This is a genomic window from Stenotrophomonas cyclobalanopsidis (assembly GCF_008710035.1).
Classification (GTDB): Bacteria; Pseudomonadota; Gammaproteobacteria; order Xanthomonadales; family Xanthomonadaceae; genus Stenotrophomonas; species Stenotrophomonas cyclobalanopsidis.
The window spans coordinates 13,754-30,849 of record NZ_VYKI01000019.1; the positions used below are offsets into that span (position 1 = coordinate 13,754).

General features: G+C 68.2%; 16 protein-coding genes and 1 tRNA gene. 4 read left to right on the forward strand and 13 right to left on the reverse strand.

All coding sequences use genetic code 11. From position 1 onward, the window contains the following. Nucleotides 1-2 precede the first annotated feature (2 nt). The 7 genes from FJU31_RS14075 to FJU31_RS14105 all read right to left on the reverse strand — a co-directional run bounded on the left by FJU31_RS14075 (nucleotide 3) and on the right by FJU31_RS14105 (nucleotide 4,813). A complete protein-coding gene (locus FJU31_RS14075) occupies nucleotides 3-752 on the reverse strand; it encodes an NADH-quinone oxidoreductase subunit C (protein ID WP_079222611.1) in 750 nt (249 codons plus the stop codon). 33 nt (nucleotides 753-785) lie between these two features. Beyond that, nucleotides 786-1,340 (reverse strand): NuoB/complex I 20 kDa subunit family protein, encoded by a 555-nt coding sequence (locus tag FJU31_RS14080; RefSeq protein WP_079222612.1) that lies wholly within the window; start codon nucleotides 1,338-1,340, stop codon nucleotides 786-788. Continuing rightward, a complete protein-coding gene (locus tag FJU31_RS14085) occupies nucleotides 1,331-1,687 on the reverse strand; it encodes an NADH-quinone oxidoreductase subunit A (RefSeq protein ID WP_079222613.1) in 357 nt (118 codons plus the stop codon). Before FJU31_RS14085 ends, FJU31_RS14080 begins: the two co-directional genes overlap by 10 nt. A gap of 110 nt (nucleotides 1,688-1,797) precedes the next feature. Then, nucleotides 1,798-1,882, reverse strand: a tRNA-Leu gene (locus FJU31_RS14090). A gap of 51 nt (nucleotides 1,883-1,933) precedes the next feature. Beyond that, nucleotides 1,934-2,371: a preprotein translocase subunit SecG gene (secG, locus tag FJU31_RS14095; RefSeq protein ID WP_108769459.1), complete on the reverse strand. Its 438-nt coding sequence runs from the start codon at nucleotides 2,369-2,371 to the stop codon at nucleotides 1,934-1,936. A 33-nt stretch (nucleotides 2,372-2,404) separates the two neighbouring features. Next, nucleotides 2,405-3,160, reverse strand: a complete 756-nt coding sequence (gene tpiA, locus FJU31_RS14100) for a triose-phosphate isomerase (RefSeq protein ID WP_150455307.1) — start codon at nucleotides 3,158-3,160, stop codon at nucleotides 2,405-2,407. A gap of 717 nt (nucleotides 3,161-3,877) precedes the next feature. Beyond that, nucleotides 3,878-4,813 (reverse strand): isopenicillin N synthase family dioxygenase, encoded by a 936-nt coding sequence (locus tag FJU31_RS14105; protein WP_150455308.1) that lies wholly within the window; start codon nucleotides 4,811-4,813, stop codon nucleotides 3,878-3,880. A 198-nt stretch (nucleotides 4,814-5,011) separates the two neighbouring features. On the opposite strand from FJU31_RS14105, the gene FJU31_RS14110 reads away from it, so the two are divergent. The 3 genes from FJU31_RS14110 to FJU31_RS14120 are packed head-to-tail and all read left to right on the forward strand — an operon-like array spanning nucleotide 5,012 to nucleotide 8,910. Further along, nucleotides 5,012-6,895, forward strand: a complete 1,884-nt coding sequence (locus FJU31_RS14110) for a DUF3413 domain-containing protein (RefSeq protein WP_150455309.1) — start codon at nucleotides 5,012-5,014, stop codon at nucleotides 6,893-6,895. Nucleotides 6,896-6,914: 19 nt separating this feature from the next. Beyond that, nucleotides 6,915-8,060, forward strand: a complete 1,146-nt coding sequence (locus tag FJU31_RS14115) for a glycosyltransferase family 4 protein (protein WP_150455310.1) — start codon at nucleotides 6,915-6,917, stop codon at nucleotides 8,058-8,060. Further along, nucleotides 8,053-8,910 carry a polysaccharide deacetylase family protein gene (locus tag FJU31_RS14120; protein ID WP_150455311.1) on the forward strand — a complete coding sequence of 286 codons (858 nt, stop codon included), beginning with the start codon at nucleotides 8,053-8,055 and terminating at the stop codon, nucleotides 8,908-8,910. The genes FJU31_RS14115 and FJU31_RS14120 overlap by 8 nt, the downstream gene beginning before the upstream one ends. Nucleotides 8,911-8,999: 89 nt before the next feature. On the opposite strand, the gene glmM is transcribed toward FJU31_RS14120, so the two are convergent. The 5 genes from glmM to trpB all read right to left on the reverse strand — a co-directional run bounded on the left by glmM (nucleotide 9,000) and on the right by trpB (nucleotide 14,180). Continuing rightward, nucleotides 9,000-10,364, reverse strand: coding sequence for a phosphoglucosamine mutase (gene glmM, locus FJU31_RS14125; protein WP_150455312.1), 1,365 nt, complete (start codon nucleotides 10,362-10,364; stop codon nucleotides 9,000-9,002). Beyond that, nucleotides 10,364-11,239 (reverse strand): acetyl-CoA carboxylase, carboxyltransferase subunit beta, encoded by an 876-nt coding sequence (gene accD / locus FJU31_RS14130; RefSeq protein ID WP_150455313.1) that lies wholly within the window; start codon nucleotides 11,237-11,239, stop codon nucleotides 10,364-10,366. Before accD ends, glmM begins: the two co-directional genes overlap by 1 nt. Nucleotides 11,240-11,465: 226 nt before the next feature. Then, nucleotides 11,466-12,275, reverse strand: coding sequence for a tryptophan synthase subunit alpha (gene trpA, locus FJU31_RS14135; RefSeq protein WP_150455314.1), 810 nt, complete (start codon nucleotides 12,273-12,275; stop codon nucleotides 11,466-11,468). A gap of 1 nt (nucleotide 12,276) precedes the next feature. Beyond that, nucleotides 12,277-12,966, reverse strand: a complete 690-nt coding sequence (locus FJU31_RS14140; RefSeq protein ID WP_150455315.1) for a hypothetical protein — start codon at nucleotides 12,964-12,966, stop codon at nucleotides 12,277-12,279. After that, nucleotides 12,963-14,180, reverse strand: coding sequence for a tryptophan synthase subunit beta (gene trpB / locus FJU31_RS14145; RefSeq protein WP_150455316.1), 1,218 nt, complete (start codon nucleotides 14,178-14,180; stop codon nucleotides 12,963-12,965). The genes FJU31_RS14140 and trpB overlap by 4 nt, the downstream gene beginning before the upstream one ends. A 97-nt stretch (nucleotides 14,181-14,277) precedes the next feature. Here trpB and FJU31_RS14150 point away from each other — a divergent pair, with 97 nt between their 5' ends. After that, the gene (locus FJU31_RS14150; protein WP_150455317.1) at nucleotides 14,278-15,171 is read left to right on the forward strand and encodes a LysR family transcriptional regulator; all 894 of its coding nucleotides are present in this window, start codon (nucleotides 14,278-14,280) and stop codon (nucleotides 15,169-15,171) included. 40 nt (nucleotides 15,172-15,211) lie between these two features. On the opposite strand, the gene FJU31_RS14155 is transcribed toward FJU31_RS14150, so the two are convergent. Next, nucleotides 15,212-17,065: a C40 family peptidase gene (locus tag FJU31_RS14155; RefSeq protein WP_150455318.1), complete on the reverse strand. Its 1,854-nt coding sequence runs from the start codon at nucleotides 17,063-17,065 to the stop codon at nucleotides 15,212-15,214. Nucleotides 17,066-17,096 lie beyond the last annotated feature (31 nt).

The window sequence follows — 17,096 nt, forward strand, 5'->3', positions numbered from 1 at the left end:
GCTCACTTCACTGCCTCCTGCGCGCGCTCACCTTCTGCGGTCTGCAGACGGGCGTCGTCGCGGATCACACGCGGCACGCCGACGCGCGGCTCCACCGAGGTGACCGGTTCGTAGATCACGCGCTTCTTTTCTTCGTCGTAGCGGACTTCGACGTTGCCGATCAGCGGGAAGTCCTTGCGGAACGGATGGCCGACGAAACCGTAGTCGGTCAGGATCCGGCGCAGGTCCGGGTGACCTTCGAAGATCACGCCGTACAGGTCGAACGCTTCGCGCTCGAACCAGTTCAGGCCCGGCCAGATGCCGGTCAGCGAGGACACCACCGGCAGTGCTTCGTCAGGGGCGAAGCAGCGCAGGTGCAACATCAGGTTGTGCTGGTAGGAGCGCAGCTGGGCGACCACGGCGAAACGCTGGGTCGGCATGTGCTGCGGGCTCGCGCCGTCGGCACCGTTCTCTTCGGTGGGGAACTCGCCCCACGCGAAACGGCCCTGGGCCTTGCCTTCTACGCCACGGCTGAAGCCCTGCGAGGACACGTCAGCGGTGTCCCATTCGTCGGAGCCATAACCGAGGTAATCGACGCCGCAGAGATCCACGGCCTGCTCGAAACCAAACTCGTCACGCAGCGCCAGCGCGGTGGCATGCCACTCGGCGGCAGGCACCTCCAGCGTCACTTCGCCGCGGGGTTCGACCACGATGACCTTCGCACCAGCGAAACGTGCGGAGAGTCGGTCGATGAAGGATGCTTGCTCTGCCATGGGGGCTTGGCGCGCTCTTGTAGTGTGGAAGGGTCAGCGGGCGATGGTCTGTGTACGCCAGATCTTCTTCTGCAGCTGCAGGATCCCGTACACCAGCGCCTCGGCGGTCGGCGGGCAGCCCGGGACGTAGACGTCCACCGGCACCACGCGATCACAGCCGCGCACGACAGAATAGGAGTAATGGTAGTAGCCGCCGCCGTTGGCGCAGCTGCCCATCGAGATGACCCACTTCGGGTCCGGCATCTGGTCGTAGACCTTGCGCAGCGCCGGGGCCATCTTGTTGACCAGGGTACCGGCCACGATCATCACGTCGGACTGGCGCGGCGACGGGCGGAACACCACGCCGTAGCGGTCAAGGTCCAGGCGCGCGGCGCCGGCGTGCATCATCTCGACCGCGCAGCAGGCCAGACCGAAGGTCATCGGCCACATCGAGCCGGTACGCGCCCAGTTCAGCAGTGCGTCGACGCTGGTGGTGACGAAGCCCTTCTCCAGCAGCGGGTTGTCGCCCTCCGGCCGCAGGATGTCATCAACCCGCCCTTCCGGGACCGGATTGTTCATGAGGCCATCGAGAGTCTGAATCACTCCCATTCCAGCGCTCCCTTCTTCCAGACGTAAATGAAACCGAGGAACAGCATGCCGACGAACAGGCCCATGGTGACGAGCGAACGGGCGCCCAGCTCCATGAAGACCTGGGTCCACGGCACGATGAAGATGATTTCCAGGTCGAAGACGATGAACTGGATCGCGATCAGGTAGTAGCGCACGTCGAACTTCATGCGCGCGTCTTCGAAGGCCTCGAAGCCGCACTCGTACGGCGAGAGCTTTTCCAGATCGGGGCGGCGGGGACCGAGGAATCGACCGATCAGCATCAGCGTGATGCCGATACCGGTCGCGACGATCAGAAACAGCAGAGACGGCAAATATTCGGCCAGCACAGCGATTCTCTCTTGCCTCTGCCGCCGCGCCTGCAGGCGCTTTGGCATGGGGGAGTGGACGGGAAACGGCTGGCGCATTGCGCGCCAGGAGAACCCGCTTTACTTACAAATGGTGCCCAAGAGGGGACTCGAACCCCTACGACCTAAGTCGCTACCACCTCAAGGTAGTGCGTCTACCAATTCCGCCACCTGGGCAAACGATCACATCAGTCAGATAACCCGATGCGCCGCATATTGTAACCGTCTTCAGTCTTTCTGGGAGCCTTCCGAGGGCTTTTCTTCACCAGAAACCGAAGATTCCGCCTGAGCCGGCACATTCGCAGCCGGAACCGGGGCGACCGGGACCGCATCGGCCTTCGGAACGGCCGGGAGTTCACCTGCCGGAGCGGCCGGAGCGCTGGCCGCCGGGGCGGACATCAGGCCCAGATCCTGGTCGGCCGCCGGACGGCTGCCGTGGCCGGCATACCAGGCCATGAAGAGGCTGATGCCGAAGAACACGACGGCCAGCCACTTGGTCGACTTGGACAGGAAGTTGGACGCGCCGCGCGCGCCGAACACGGTGCCCGAGGCGCCAGCGCCGAAGCCCGAACCAGCCGCCGCACCCGAACCACGCTGCATCAGGATGAGCGCGATCATGGCCACGGCCACGAGCACGTAGACGACATTGAGGATCAACATCAGCATTGGGAATCCGCCCTCGGACAATACTTACAAGGATTAGTTCGCGACCGCCGCCTCCGCGATGGCCAGGAAGTCCGCGGCCACCAGGGAGGCGCCGCCGACCAGCCCACCATCGACATCCGGCTGCGCGAACAGTTCCCCGGCATTGTCGGGCTTCACGCTGCCGCCGTAAAGAATGGGCAGTGAATCAGCGATTCTAGCATCGATGCACGCCACTTCGCCACGGATGAACGCGTGGACCTGCTGCGCCTGTTCCTTGCTGGCGGTCTTGCCGGTACCGATGGCCCATACCGGCTCGTAGGCGACCACGGCAGTGGCGAAGCCCTCGCCCCCGACCAGGGCCAGCACCGGGGCCAGCTGGCCGGCGATGACCGCCTCGGTCTGCCCCGCCTCGCGCTGTTCCAGGGTCTCGCCGACGCACAGCACCGGCACCAGGCCGGCATGCAGGGCGGCGGCAAATTTGCGCGCGACCAGCTCGCTGCTTTCATGATGGTACTGGCGGCGCTCGGAGTGACCGACCAGGCCGTAGCGGGCACCGACCTCATGCAGCATGGCGGCGCAGACCTCACCGGTATAGGCACCCTTCTCGTTGCTGCTGACGTCCTGGGCACCGAACACCAGGCCGGTCTCGCCAAAGTCCTCGACCAGCTCCCCCAGGTAGGGCAGCGGCGGCAGGATCACCACCTCGACCCCGGCCTTGGGCAGCCCGGCAGCCACCTGGCCCAGCAGGTCAGTGGCGAATTGACGGCTGCCGTGCAGCTTCCAGTTTCCGGCGACGATCTTGCGGCGCATGAGCGGGTGGCTCCTGTATGAAGTCAGCCGCCCATGATACCCGTTACGGAAAAAACCCGTTTGCTTGTAAGCGGTTACATGGGTTTTCAGCGAACGGCGCAGCGCCTCGTGGCGGGTCGATTGGGTTGGGTGGGTTGCGGAACGCCCGGTTGGGTTGGGTGATTGGCCGGGCATCTGGGCTGCGCAGGGGACGCTGCAAGTACGTCCATGTAAGCTCGGTCGCCGCATCCATGCGGCTCACGCCCCTGCGCAACCCACCCGCCCGGCCTCTGACACATTCCGGCGGTTCCGCCGCCACGGAAAGAAAAAAGAAGAGCAAGAGCAGGAGCAAGGGCAAAAGCAGGAGCAGCATTCCGGGCTGTTCCGGGGTCAGATCCCTTTTCCGCAGGAAAAGGGACCTGACCCCGGCTCCACGTCGATCTGACAGATGTGTCGACCAAGGTCGACACCTACCAGGAGCCGCCCGTACCCACCGTCACCGGGAAACTGTCGAAGGCGGGGAGGTGGGGGGGGGGGGGGGGGGGGGCCCCCCCCCCCCCCCCCCCCCCCCCCCCCACACCTCCCCGCCTCCGCACGCAGAAACCCAGAGCCGCTTTGGCTTTGGCTTTGGCCTCTGCAGGTGCAGGGCGGAGCCCTGCCGAATACCCTCCGCTGCGCTCGCCGGGCACGGCCCGTCGCTACCTGTAATGAAAAAGCCGCCTTTCGGCGGCTTCTTCATTACTTCAGCTTGATCTCGCGCAGGCGCTCCTCGAGGAAGCCGTGGGCGGTGATCGGCTCCGGGTACCGGCTCGGGTTTTCCGGGGTGATGCACGAAGGCAGCACGTCGATCAGGAAATCCGGGTTCGGGTGCAGGAAGAACGGCACCGAGTAGCGTGGCTGGCGGGCCAGCTCGCCCGGGGGATTGACCACGCGGTGGATGGTCGACGGGTACACGTGGTTGGTCAGGCGCTGCAGCATGTCGCCGATGTTGACCACGATGGTGTCGGCATCGGAGGTGAACGGCACCCACTTCCCATCATGCGACTGCACTTCCAGGCCCGCGGCGCTGGCGCCGACCAGCAGGGTGATGAAGTTGATGTCGCCATGGGCACCGGCACGCACGTTCGGAATGTCGTCGGTGGTGATCGGCGGGTAGTGGATCGGGCGCAGGATCGAATTGCCGAAGTTGGTCTTGTCGGCGAAGAAGTCTTCCGGCAGGCCGATGTGCAGGGCCAGGGCCGACAGGACGCGCGAGCCCAGGTTGTCCAGCGCCTGGTACAGGCCGTAGCCGCGCTCACGGAAACCTTCGACCTCGGTCGGCCACAGGTTCGGCGCCATCACGTCACGGTACCTGGAGTCGTCGGCGATCTCGCGGCCGATGTGCCAGAACTCCTTCAGGTCGAAGTGCTTGGAGCCCTTGGCGGTCTCCACGCCGAACGGGGTATAGCCGCGGGCGCCGCCGCTGCCGGCCACGTGGTACTGGCGCTTGACCTCGTCCGGCAGGGCGAAGAAGGCCTTGAAGACATCGTAGGCCGCGTCGATGTCGGCCTGCGGGATGCCGTGGTTGCGGATGCCCGCGAATCCCCATTGGCGGTAGGCCGCGCCCAGCTCGGCCACGAAGGCCTCGCGGTCGCTGTCAAAACGGGTGATGTCGAGGGTCGGGATCTGGCTCACAGCGGTTCCTGGCTTGTCGTTGGGTCAAAGGGCCGGCAGCTGTCTGCCGGCCAGCCTGAACATTGTGACAGATCGGCCGAAGTACGCCATCGATACAATGAAACAAACCGATACAATGCGCCACCCGCGCGAGCAGGCGGCCCCTCCGGGCGCCCATGCAGCACGCCCCTCCGCCCCCTGCCCGCCCGCGCCTGCACCATGTCCGCCGCCTCGCCCGATTCCGCCCCTGCCCCGCTTTCCGCACCTGACCGCCGCTGGCGCCGGCTGGCCTGGTGGTCGCTGTTCGTCGCCGCCAACGCAGCGCTGGCCCTGCTGATCACGCTGGGCAACGTGCCGCTGGGCGACAACCCCGGCGGCGGCCTCGGCCTGGCCTACCTGGCGGTCGCCCTGCCCGGCCACCTGCTGGCCATGGGCGCGCTGGCCGGCGCGCTGCCGCTGGTGATCGGCCTGTGGCCGCGCAGCGCGCGCACATTGACGCTTTCAGCCATCACGGTGCAGGGGCTGTGGATCTGCCTGCTGCTGGTCGATGCCAAGGTGTTCGCCCTGTACCGCTTCCACCTCAATGCGATGGTCGCCAACATGGTGTTCGGCGGCGCGCTGCACGACCAGGTCAGCCTGTCATGGAAGACCTGGCTGCAGGCGAGCGGCCTGGTGGCGGCCATCTTCGCCGCGCAGGCGCTGCTGGCCTGGGCCTGCTGGAAGCTGCTGTCGCCCGCACCGCACCGCCGCCGCGTACTGCAGGCCTGGACCGCCATCGCCCTGCTGATGGGCGGCGGCCAGGCCGCCACCGCCTACTACGACGCGCTCGGCGAGCGCGCCGTGATCGGCCAGTGGAACTACCTGCCCTGGGCGCAGCCGATCACCGCCAAAAGCTTCATGCGCCGGCTCGGCGTGCACAGCCAGCAGCAGGCCGGCCTGCCCGACCCGCGCCACGCCCAGCTGCAGTACCCGCTGCAGCCACTGCGCTGCCAGAGCCATCGCCGGCCCAACGTGCTGATGGTGGTGCTGGAATCGCTGCGGCACGATGCACTGACCCCGCAGTACATGCCGCACACCGCGGCGCTGGCGGACTCGGCGCGCGTTTACGACCACCATTTCAGCACCGGCAACGCGACCCGTTACGGCCTGTTCGGCCTGCTCTACGGCCTGCCCGGTGGCTACTGGCCGAGCATGCTGGATGAGCAGCGCGGATCGCAGCTGTTCAAGGTGCTGCAGCAGCAGGGCTACGACCTGCACCTCTATGGCAGCGCGCCGCTGTACAGCCCCGAGTTCGACCGCACCGCCTTTGCCGACGTGCGCGACCAGCTGCACCAGGGGCCGGCGGAACTGGATTCATCCGGGCGCGACCGCAGCATCGTGGTCTCGCTGCAGCAGGACATCACCCGCAGCCAGGACGCGCAGCGCCCGTGGTTCGGCTTCGTGTTCCTCGATTCCACCCACGCGCCATACCACATGCCGGCCGGCTACCCGCCGGTGGCCACGCCGATGGCGGCCGACATCGACTTCCTCAAACTCGGCCCGGACCATGATCCGACGCCGGAGCTCAACCGCTACCACACCGCCGTGCACTACGCCGACAGCTTGGTCGGCGAGCTGCTTGAACAGCTGCGTGCGCAGGGCCTGGAGCAGGACACCATCGTGCTGGTGACCGGTGACCACGCCGAGGAATTCAACGACCTCAAGCTCAACTACTGGGGCCACAACGGCAACTTCTCCAACCACCAGCTGCAGGTGCCGTTCGTGCTGCGCTGGCCGGGCGAAGGCAGCGGCCACGACGCGCGCACCAGCTCCCACGAGGACTGGGTGCCGACGCTGATGCGGCATGCCCTGGGCTGCGAGAACGCGCTGGGCGATTTCAGCACCGGCCAGGACCTGCTCGCCGTGCCGCAGGGCCCGCGCTCACTGGTGGTGGAGAGCTGGTCGCAGCGCGCGGTCCGCCACGGCGACGCGATCTACGTGTTCGACAAGTTCGGCAACGCGACCGCACTGGACCAGAACTACCTGCCTCTTCCGCAGCAGACGCCGGACCCGGCCAGCCTGCGTACCGCGTGGGATGCCCTTACCCGCTTCCGCAACCGTTGAATTACAGGACTGATTCGCGATGAACCGCCCGCTGCGCATTCTCCACACCGAAGCCGCCAAAGGAATGGGTGGCCAGGAGATCTACATCCTTCGCCACATGCAGGTGATGCGTGCGCGCGGCCACGAGGTCGCGCTGCTGTGCCAGCCCGACGCGCGGCTGGGCACGCTGGCCCGCGATGATGGCTTCACCGTGCACACCCTGCGCATGGGCGGCATGGCGCGGCTGATGCGCGGCATCTGGTCGGTGTCGCGGCTGGTGCGCCGCGAGCGCTACGACGTGGTCAACACCACCAGCCGCCGCGACACGCTGATCGCCGCGGCCGGTGCGCGCCTGGGGCGCACGCCGCTGGTGGTGCGCTCGCGGCACCTGATGAGTCCGGTCAACTCGCTGCTGACCTATACCGGGTTGCCGCACCGGGTAATCACCGTGAGCCGCTTCGTGAAGCAGCTGCTGGCCGAGCGTGGCATTGCCAGCGACACCATCGGCATCGTGCCGCCCATCGCGGTACCGCCACGCTGGACCGACATCCGCAAGGATGATCCGTGGCAGTGCCTGCAGGACGTCCGCGCCGAGGTCCGCGCCGAGCTTGGCTTCAGCGATGAGGACATCGTGGTCGGCTGCGTGGCGGTGCTGCGCGAACCGAAGGGCCATGCCGACCTGCTGCGTGCGATCACGCCGCTGTGCAAGGCCAACCCGCGCCTGCACCTGGTCGTGGTCGGCCACGGCGAGGCCGTCATGCAGCGCCTGCTGGAGATGCGCGAGGAACAGGGCCTGCAACGGCAGGTGCACCTGCTCGGCTACCGTGACAACGCCTGCCGGCTGATGACCGGCTTCGACATCTTCGCCCTCGCCTCGCACAAGGAGGCCGCCGGCACGGTGTTCCTGGAGGCGGCCTACGTGGCGGTGCCGATCGTCGCCACGCGGGTCGGCGGTGTGCCGGAGATGGTGGCCGAAGGCAGCAATGCCATCCTCACCCGCTTGGGCGACAATGGCGCGTTGACCGCCGCCCTGCGCCTGCTGGTGGATGATCCGCAGCGCCGGCAGATGATGGGCCGTGCCGGCTGGGACTGGATGCGCACTGCGCACGATTTCAGCCCCGCCGGGCATGGCGAAACCACCGAACACTATTACCACCAGTGGCTGAAGGAGCTGGGACATGGCTGATGCGCGAACCGTTCCGGTGCTGATGCACCATCACGTCAGCCCCTCGCCGGGGATGATCACCGTCTCGCCGGAAAACTTCGAGAGCCAGATCGCCTGGCTGGCCAACAACGGCTGGACCTCGCTGACCCTGGACCAGTACGCCGGCTTCCTGGCCGGCAAGCCGGTGCCGCGCCGTTCCATCGTCATCACCTTCGATGATGGCTACCTGGACAACTGGGTGTACGCGCACCCGATCCTGCAGAAGTACGGCATGCACGCGGTGGTGTTCGTGGTGACCGGCTGGATGGGTGAAGGCGAGGTGCGCCCGCATGCGGGTATCGCCGGTGCGACGCTGCCTGCGACGCCGGACCACCGTGGCTGCGAAGCGGCGATCTTCGAGCACGACCGCAGCGACGACGTGATGATGCGCTGGAGCGAGGCACGCGAGGCAATCGAGGCGGGCACCTTCGAAGTGCATTGCCACACCCACACGCACACCCGCTGGCTGCGCCGCGACGACCTGGACCGCGCACAGCGCCGCGCCGGCATCAGCCAGGATCTGGCGATCTCGCGGCAGGTGCTGCAGGACAGGCTGGGCGAAGTGTCCGACACCCTGTGCTGGCCCTATGGCGATTTCGACCAGGACCACGTCGAGGTCGCGCGCGAGCACGGCTTCCGTTACCTGCACACCACCCATCCGTTCGGCCGCAACGTGGTCGGCGGCGATCCGGAACGCATCTACCGCTTTGCGATCCGCAACCGTCCGGCCAGCTGGCTGCGCAAGCGCATCGCGCAGAGCTACAACCCGTTGATCGCGCCGTTCTTCAACGGTTTCAAGGCGCGCCAGAAGAAGATGGTGCCGGGGCCCTGAGCGGCCCTGGCCGTCATCCCATCGCTGCGGAACAAAAAAAACGCCCCGGTCTCCCGGGGCGTTTTCAGTCTGGACCTGCAGCAGGTGGCTCAGGCCGAGGCTGCCGACTTCACTGCAGCGGACAGGCGATCCAGCGTGTCCTGCATCAGCGTGGCTTCGTCGGCCTCGACGGTGACGCGCACCACCGGCTCGGTGCCGGACGGACGCAGGAACGCGCGGCCGCGGCCGGCCACGGCCTGCTGCGCATCAGCCAGCGCCGACTGCACACTGTCGGCCTGCACGGTGGCCTTGGCCGAGACATCGCCCAGGCGCACGTTGACGGTCTTCTGCGGCACCTTGGCCAGCGGCTGCAGCGCCTGCCGCAGGGTCTGGCCAGTGCTGCGCAGCGCGACCAGCACCTGCAGGGCGCTGACGATGCCATCGCCGGTGGTTGCCCGGTCCAGGCACAGCAGGTGGCCGGAGGCTTCGCCACCGAGCACGCCGCCGCCTTCGATCAGCGCCTGGTGGACATAGCGATCGCCTACGTTGCTGCGCACGAACGGGATCTGCAGCTCGCCCAGCGCCTTTTCCAGGCCGTAGTTGCTCATCAGCGTGCCGACCACGGGGCCACGCAGGCGGCCGTCGGCCTGCCACGCGCGGGCCAGGATGTAGAGCAGGTCGTCGCCGTCGACCGGGTTGCCCTGGTCGTCGGCCATCAGCACGCGGTCGCCGTCGCCGTCGAAGGCGATTCCGAGGTCCGCGCCGGTCTCGCGCACCTTGGCGGCCAGGTTGTCGATGTGGGTCGAGCCCACGCCGTCATTGATGTTGACGCCGTTGGGCTCGGCACCGATGCCGATCACCTCGGCACCCAGCTCGCGGAACAGCAGCGGTGCGATCTGGTAGGTGGCGCCGTGCGCGCAGTCGAGCACCAAGCGCACGCCGCGCAGGTCGAAGGTGCGCGGCACGCTGGCCTTGCAGAATTCGATGTAGCGGCCGACCGCTTCGCGCGCACGCGCGGCCTTGCCCAGCTTTTCCGATTCGGCCGTCACGAACGGCACGTCCAGCGCGGCTTCCAGCGCCAGTTCGGTGGCATCGTCGAGCTTCTCGCCCTGGGCGGAGAAGAACTTGATGCCGTTGTCGTAGTGCGGGTTGTGCGAGGCACTGATGACGACGCCGGCATCCACGCCCAGGGTGCGGGTGAGGAAAGCCACCGCCGGGGTCGGCATCGGCCCCAGCAGCTGCACGTCGGCACCGGCGGCCACCAGGCCGGCTTCCAGTGCGGCTTCAAACATGTAGCCGGAAATGCGCGTGTCCTTGCCGATCACCACGATCGGGCGGCGGCCACCGGGGCCGCGCTGCTCGACCAGCACGCGGCCCAGCGCATTGCCCAGGCGCAGCACGAAGTCGGCCGAGATCGGGCTCTGCCCGACGCGGCCGCGGATGCCGTCAGTACCGAAGTACCTGCGGCCCGACATCACGCCACCTCCGGCGCCGGCTGGCGGCCGAGCATGGCCAGCAGGTCGGACAGGCGGTTACGCATTTCACGGCGGTCACAGATCTGGTCGATGGCACCGTGTTCCAGCAGGAACTCGGAGCGCTGGAAGCCTTCAGGCAGCTTCTCGCGCACGGTCTGCTCGATCACGCGCGGACCGGCGAAGCCGATCAGCGCCTGCGGCTCGGCGATGTTGATGTCACCCAGCATGGCGAACGAGGCCGACACGCCACCGGTGGTCGGATGGGTCAGCACCGAGATGTACGGCAGGCCGGCTTCGCGCAGCTTGCCCAGCGCGGCCGAGGTCTTGGCCATCTGCATCAGCGAGAACAGGCCTTCCTGCATGCGCGCGCCGCCGCTGGCGGAGAAGCACACGTAGGGCGCACCGATCTCGACGGCGGTTTCAGCGGCCAGCGCGAAGCGCTCACCGACCACCGAACCCATCGAGCCGCCCATGAAGGCGAAATCGAAGGACGAGGCGACCAGTGGACGACCCTTGAGCAGGCCGCGCATGGCGATCAGCGCGTCGTACTCGCCAGTGTTCTTCTGCGCGATCTTGATGCGCTCGCTGTACTTCTTCTGGTCCTTGAACTTCAGCAGGTCGGTCGGGCCCAGGCGGGCACCGATCTCGGTGGTGCTGTCGGCGTCGAACAGGGCCGCCAGGCGCGCGCGGGCGCGGATCGCCATGTGGTGGCCGCACTTCGGGCAGACCTCCAGGTTCTCTTCCAGCTCGGGGCGGTACAGCGCGCTGCCGCAGTTGCTGCACTTTTCCCACAGGCCCTCGGGGACGCTGCGCTTCTTGCTGGGGGTGTTGTCGGTGCGGATGCCAGACGGCATCAACTTGCTGAGCCAACTCATGCGGGAGGACACTTCCGTTCAGGGCGGCCCGAGGGCCGCAAAGGCGGACAGTCTAGCTCTGCTGCGCCCGCCCGTGCACCCCTTGCGGGGAACGGGCCGGCGGTAAAAAACCATGCTGGGACGTACGTTTAGCGTCGCCGGGCATGGCCCGGCGCTACCTTCAAGGCGTCCAGCGCATCGCCGGTAGTGCCGGCCGCTGGCCGGCAACCCGTGGCGCACGCGTGGGTCAGGCGTCCAGCGCCTGCCGCAGCGGGGCCAGGAAGACACCGGCGCGCTGGGCAGCCTCCTCGGTCGATCCGGCATCGGCCAGCGCCGCCACCAGGGCGCTGCCGACCACCACGCCATCGGCCTGGCGGGCCATGGCTGCGGCACTGGCCGCATCCTTGATGCCGAAGCCGGCCACCACCGGCACGCTGGCGCGTGCACGCAGGGCCTGCAGGCGTGCGCTGGCGGCATCGCTGTCCAGGCGCTCGGAGGCACCGGTGACGCCGGCGAAGCTGACGTAGTAGAGGTAACCGCGGGCCAGCGCGAGCAGCTTGTCGGCGCGTGCTTCGCTGGTGGTCGGCGAAGCCAGCAGGACCAGCGCCAGGCCGGCCGCATCGAAGGCCTGCTGGGCTTCACCGGCTTCTTCCGGCGGCAGGTCCACCAGCAGCACGCCGTCCACGCCAGCGCCCACTGCAGCCTCGGCGAAGGCCGCGTAGCCGTGGATCTCCACCGGGTTGAGGTAGCCCATCAGCACCACCGGGGTCTGCGCATCGCGCTGGCGGAACTGCGCCACCGCCTGCAGCACGTAGCGGCTGCCGGCACCGCGGCCCAGCGCGCGCTCGGAACTGCGCTGGATGGTCGGGCCATCGGCCATCGGATCGGAGAACGGCACGCCCAGTTCGATCACATCGGCACCGGCCTCGACCAGCGCATGCATGACCGGCACGGTGGCCTCCAGCGACGGGTCGCCAGCGGTGATGAAGGGGATCAGCGCCTTGCGCTGCTGCTCGCGAAGGCGCTGGAAACAGGCATCGAGTCGGGATACGGACATGTCAGGTACATCCTTCGATCAGGTCAACGGCGCCGCTGGCGCCCCAGTACATTCGGGAAACGGTGCCGTCGACGATCTCCACGCGGATCGCCAGGTCGGAACCGGGGTCCTGCCAGAGCAGGGTCTCGCCGGCCTCGGCATCTTCGCCATAAGGACGCGCGACGGCGCCCCGGGGCAACAGCTGCTGGGCCTGCGCACGCGGCATGTCCAGGCGCAGGCCGAACGGCCCGAGCTGCACCACCACCTGGCCCGAGTCGTCGATGGGGGCCAGGTCAAAGCGCACCACGTCGCCCTCCTGCACCATCATCGCCACGCCTTCGGGCAGCGTGCCGCGCTCGTAATACTCACAGCGCCCGGCGGTGGCCTCGCCCAGCCCGGCCGAGTGCCACTGCGCCTCGCCCTGCAGTTCGCTGAAGGGCTGGCCGATCAGCACGTCGCCGGCATGGTCCAGCGCCACCGACACGACTGCCGGGGCGGTCTCGTCCTCGACGCTGTCGGCGCGGGTAGCCGCCGGCGCATCCTCGATCGGGCGATGCGCGGCGTCATCATCATTGCTGGCCGGCTGGCGGGCCGGAGCGATGGCTGCGGGCGACGCCGGCGCGGGTGCCAGCACCGGCGGATCCGGGGGCGTGCAGCCGCCCAGACCGACCGCCAGCACCAGCGCGCCACCGTGGCGCAGCACGTAGTTCACAGCACCAGGCCTTCGCGCGCGGCGATGGTGTGCACGTCCTTGTCACCACGGCCGGACAGGTTGCACAGCACCATCTGGTCGCGCGGGCGCTCACGCGCCAGCTTGATGGCCTGGGCCAGCGCGTGGCTGGATTCCAGCGCCGGCAGGATGCCCTCGACATGCGCCAGCAGGTGGAAGGCCTGCAGCGCCTCCTCATCGGTGATGCCGAGGTAGGTGGCACGGCCGCTGTCGGACAGGAAGGCGTGTTCCGGACCGACGCCGGGGTAGTCCAGGCCGGCCGACACCGAGTGGGTCTCGATGATCTGGCCATCGTCATCGCACAGCACGTAGGTGCGGTTGCCGTGCAGCACGCCGGGGCGGCCGGCGGCAATCGACGCGGCGTGGCGACCGGTGTGGATGCCGTCGCCGGCCGCTTCGGCGCCGAATATCTCGACCTCACGGTCGTTGAGGAAGGCATGGAACAGGCCGATGGCATTGCTGCCACCGCCGACGCAGGCGGTGATCGCATCGGGCAGGCGGCCGTACTCGGCCAGCATCTGCTCGCGCGCTTCGCGGCCGACGATGGCGTTGAAGTCACGCACCATGCGCGGGTACGGGTCCGGGCCGGCCACGGTGCCGATGATGTAGAAGGTGTCCTGCACGTTGGTCACCCAGTCGCGCATCGCTTCGTTGAGCGCGTCCTTCAGGGTGGCCGAGCCGGAGGTGACCGGCACCACCGTCGCGCCCAGCAGCTTCATCCGGTAGACGTTGATCTTCTGCCGCTCGATGTCGGTGGCGCCCATGTAGACCACGCATTCCAGCCCCAGGCGCGCGGCGACGGTGGCACTGGCCACGCCGTGCTGGCCCGCACCGGTCTCCGCGATGATGCGCTTCTTGCCCATCCGCGCGGCCAGCAGGGCCTGGCCGATGGTGTTGTTGATCTTGTGCGCGCCGGTGTGGTTCAGGTCCTCGCGCTTGAGCAGGATCTGCGCACCGCCGACATGGTCGCTCAGGCGCTGGGCGTGATAGATCGGGCTCGGCCGGCCGACGTAATGGGCCAGGTCCTTGTCGTAGGCCAGCTGGAACGCCGGGTCCTGGCGGGCCTGGTCATAGGCCTGGGCCAGTTCCTGCAGCGGGCCGACCAGGGTTTCGGCGACGAAACTGCCGCCGTAGCGGCCGAAGTGGCCCTGGGCGTCCGGGAAGGCGTGGTAGTCGGCAATGGGGGAGGCAGACATGGAAGCGACCGCTGGTTCGAGACAGATTGATACTCTAGCGCACGGATCCTGACCGGAATATCGATATTATCTGGCGTATATCGTCAGGAAATCTCACATGAGCACCTCCCTGCTGCCCCCGCTCAACGCCCTGCGCGCCTTCGAGGCCACCGCCCGCCTGGGGGGCGTGGGCCGCGCCGCCCAGGCCCTGCACGTGACCCACGGTGCGGTGAGCCGGCAGCTGAAGCTGCTGGAGGACCATCTGGGGTTGCCGCTGTTCCAGCGCGCCGGCCGCGGGCTGCGCCTGACCGAGGCCGGGCAGCGCCTGCACGCGGCCTGCGGCGAGGCCTTCGCCGGCATCGAAGACTGCGTGCGCGAACTGCGCCAGCCGGCGCGTTCCCCTGCTCTGGTGCTCGGCTGCAGCGGCAGCGTGCTGGCGCGCTGGATGATTCCCCGCCTGCCCGCGCTGCAGGCGGCCCTGCCGGGGGTGAACCTGCAGTGGTCGGCGCTGGATGGCGCCTTCACCGAAGCACAGGCGGCGCTGGATGCGGTGCTGCTGCTGGCACAGGGGCCGTGGCCGCGGGGCTGGCAGGTGCGCGAGCTGGCACCGGAACGGGTGGGCGTGGTGGTGGCGCCCTCGCATCCGGCCGCGCAGCGCCTGCGCCATGTACCGCCGGACGCGCTGCTGCAGGAGACGCTGCTGCACACCAGCTCACGCCCGCAGGCGTGGCCGGCATGGGCGCAGGCGCACGGGCTGGACCCGGCGCGGTTGCAGCTCGGCACCGGCTTCGAGCACCTGTACTACCTGCTGGAAGCGGCCGTTGCCGGACTGGGGCCGGCGATCGCGCCGGAGCCGCTGGTGGCCGAGGACCTGGCCGCGGGGCGACTGGTCGCACCGTGGGGCTTCGCCGCGACCGGCGGTTTCTGGGTGCTGGCGCGGCCGGATGGCCCGGCCGACCCGCGCGTGGACGCGTTGGCCGACTGGGCCACGGCACGACTACGCGGCGGGTAATGCCGACCGCCAGCGCGGCCGGCATCGTCAGGGCCCGGACTCAGCGTGCGCCGACCGCGATCTTCTGCTGTTCGTCCTGCACCTGCTGCTGGCGCGGCTGGTCATCCAGCAGCTTCGCACTGGTCTGTTCCAGCGACGGCGGCGGCTGATTCAGGTCCACCGCAGCGCGGAAGCCCGGCGTCGTCCCCATCACGAAGGCCTTCCCGTCCTGCAGGGTGATGCTCTGCAGTTTTTCCGGCGAGTCGATGCCGTTCTGCTTGGCCTGCTGGGTGATGTGGGCCGCGGCGTCCTCGGAGATCATGCTGGGCAGCTTGCCGCGGACCGCGTTGTGCAGCGCGTTGTCCGGGTGCGAGGCATCGTTGAGCGATGGCCCCTTCGCTGCCACGGCCGGCGCCTCATGGCGCGGGGTCTGTTCGGCCGCCAGCGCGGTGCGCGTATGGCGGCCGACGATGCCGTCGGCGGCGAGGCCCTGCTGCTTCTGGAAGGCGATCACCGCCTCGCGGGTGTGATCGCCGAAGCGGCCGTCCTCGGCCAGGCGATTGCCGTTGCCATCGCGCACACCCAGCTGGTTGAGACTGTGCTGCAGCGCCTGCACATCGGTGCCGCGCTGGCCGTGCTTGAGCAGATCAGCCGACACCGCCGGTGCCGCCGCCGCGGGTGCCGGCTGTGCGGCCGTGCGCGCGGGTGCGGGCTCGGCACCGCCATGCAACGGCGCGCGCACTTGGAATTCGGGCTTCGGTGTCAGTGCGCCGACGATCCGCGTGCTGCCTCCATCCCAGTAGCCGCCCGGGCGGATGGTCACTTCGGCCGGACCCGTGCTGCCCTGCGAACCGATGAACTGGATGTTGCCCTGCGCGTCGTAGCCCTTGAAGATGCCGACGTGCTGGCCCTGCGACGAAGAGAACATCAGGATGTCGCCCTGCTTCAACGAGCCGTTCGGCTTGCGCGCTTCGGCCGCCGACGTCACGTCGAAGTGCTCGCGTGCGTACGCCGTGGTGTTGGCGCCGTTGAACAGCGTGGACGTGGTGAAGGCAGCAGCGTTCTCGCCGCGCACGTCATAGCCGGCGTTTTTCAGACCGCGCCAGACGAAGGCGGAGCAGTCCACGCCGAGGCGCCCGTCACCATCGAGGTCGCGCTCCAGCCGGCTGCTGTCGCGGCCCGGACGCGGGTGATCCGGGCGGCCATACTCGTACTGCCGGCCCGACGCCATGAAGTGCTGGTAGGCCTCGTTGTAGACGGCGGCACTACCGGTGGCGGCCGCGGCCGCGGAAGGTGCCGTCGCAGTGGCGGTCGGAGCCTGTGACGGCGTCTGGGTCTGCACGGGTGCCGCCGCCTGGGTGCGCGTCGGCGCCTGCTGCGTCGTGACCTCGCCGGGGTTCCATCCTTCGAAACGGCGGATGCCATCGGCCAGGACTTCGCGCTCGCGCACGCTCATCTCGCCCACCTTCTTCGAGCGCAGATCGACACCGTTGCGATCACCCTCGGCATAGATGGCCGCGGCCTGTTCCCTGTGATGGGTGCTGCCGCTGTAATCGGCCTTGGAATAGCTCGGCAGCATCTCCTCGACGGTCTTGTCGCCGAACCGACGTTCGAGCAGCTGGATCTTTGCTACGCGCCCTGCTTCATAGCTTTCGAATACGGCATTGCCCCACTGGTCCAGGCCGACGACGCCGTCATAGCGCCCCTGTGCAGATTCCAGTGCCTGTTCGCGGGTACGGGTATTGGTGACGGTCTTGTCCGCGCTGCCCGCGAACTCGAACTTGAGATTGCCTGGATTGTTGTTGCGCCATGAGACGCTGCCGCCGGAGCGTTCGATGATGCTGCCATCATCCATTTCCAGCGTACGCGTCGTGCCGACGCTGCTGACCAGGCGGGTGATCTTGGGGTCCGACATGAGCTGTTCCTTTGCCGATGGTTGATTGGGC

Coding starts and splice junctions, on each gene's coding strand:
- accD (WP_150455313.1), bottom strand. CDS start 11,239: ATGAGTTGGCTCAGCAAGTTGATGCCGTCTGGCATCCGCACCGACAAC.
- FJU31_RS14110 (WP_150455309.1), top strand. CDS start 5,012: ATGTCCGCCGCCTCGCCCGATTCCGCCCCTGCCCCGCTTTCCGCACCT.
- secG (WP_108769459.1), bottom strand. CDS start 2,371: ATGCTGATGTTGATCCTCAATGTCGTCTACGTGCTCGTGGCCGTGGCC.
- FJU31_RS14120 (WP_150455311.1), top strand. CDS start 8,053: ATGGCTGATGCGCGAACCGTTCCGGTGCTGATGCACCATCACGTCAGC.
- glmM (WP_150455312.1), bottom strand. CDS start 10,364: ATGTCGGGCCGCAGGTACTTCGGTACTGACGGCATCCGCGGCCGCGTC.
- FJU31_RS14075 (WP_079222611.1), bottom strand. CDS start 752: ATGGCAGAGCAAGCATCCTTCATCGACCGACTCTCCGCACGTTTCGCT.
- FJU31_RS14080 (WP_079222612.1), bottom strand. CDS start 1,340: ATGGGAGTGATTCAGACTCTCGATGGCCTCATGAACAATCCGGTCCCG.
- trpA (WP_150455314.1), bottom strand. CDS start 12,275: ATGTCCGTATCCCGACTCGATGCCTGTTTCCAGCGCCTTCGCGAGCAG.
- trpB (WP_150455316.1), bottom strand. CDS start 14,180: ATGTCTGCCTCCCCCATTGCCGACTACCACGCCTTCCCGGACGCCCAG.
- FJU31_RS14150 (WP_150455317.1), top strand. CDS start 14,278: ATGAGCACCTCCCTGCTGCCCCCGCTCAACGCCCTGCGCGCCTTCGAG.
- tpiA (WP_150455307.1), bottom strand. CDS start 3,160: ATGCGCCGCAAGATCGTCGCCGGAAACTGGAAGCTGCACGGCAGCCGT.
- FJU31_RS14155 (WP_150455318.1), bottom strand. CDS start 17,065: ATGTCGGACCCCAAGATCACCCGCCTGGTCAGCAGCGTCGGCACGACG.
- FJU31_RS14115 (WP_150455310.1), top strand. CDS start 6,915: ATGAACCGCCCGCTGCGCATTCTCCACACCGAAGCCGCCAAAGGAATG.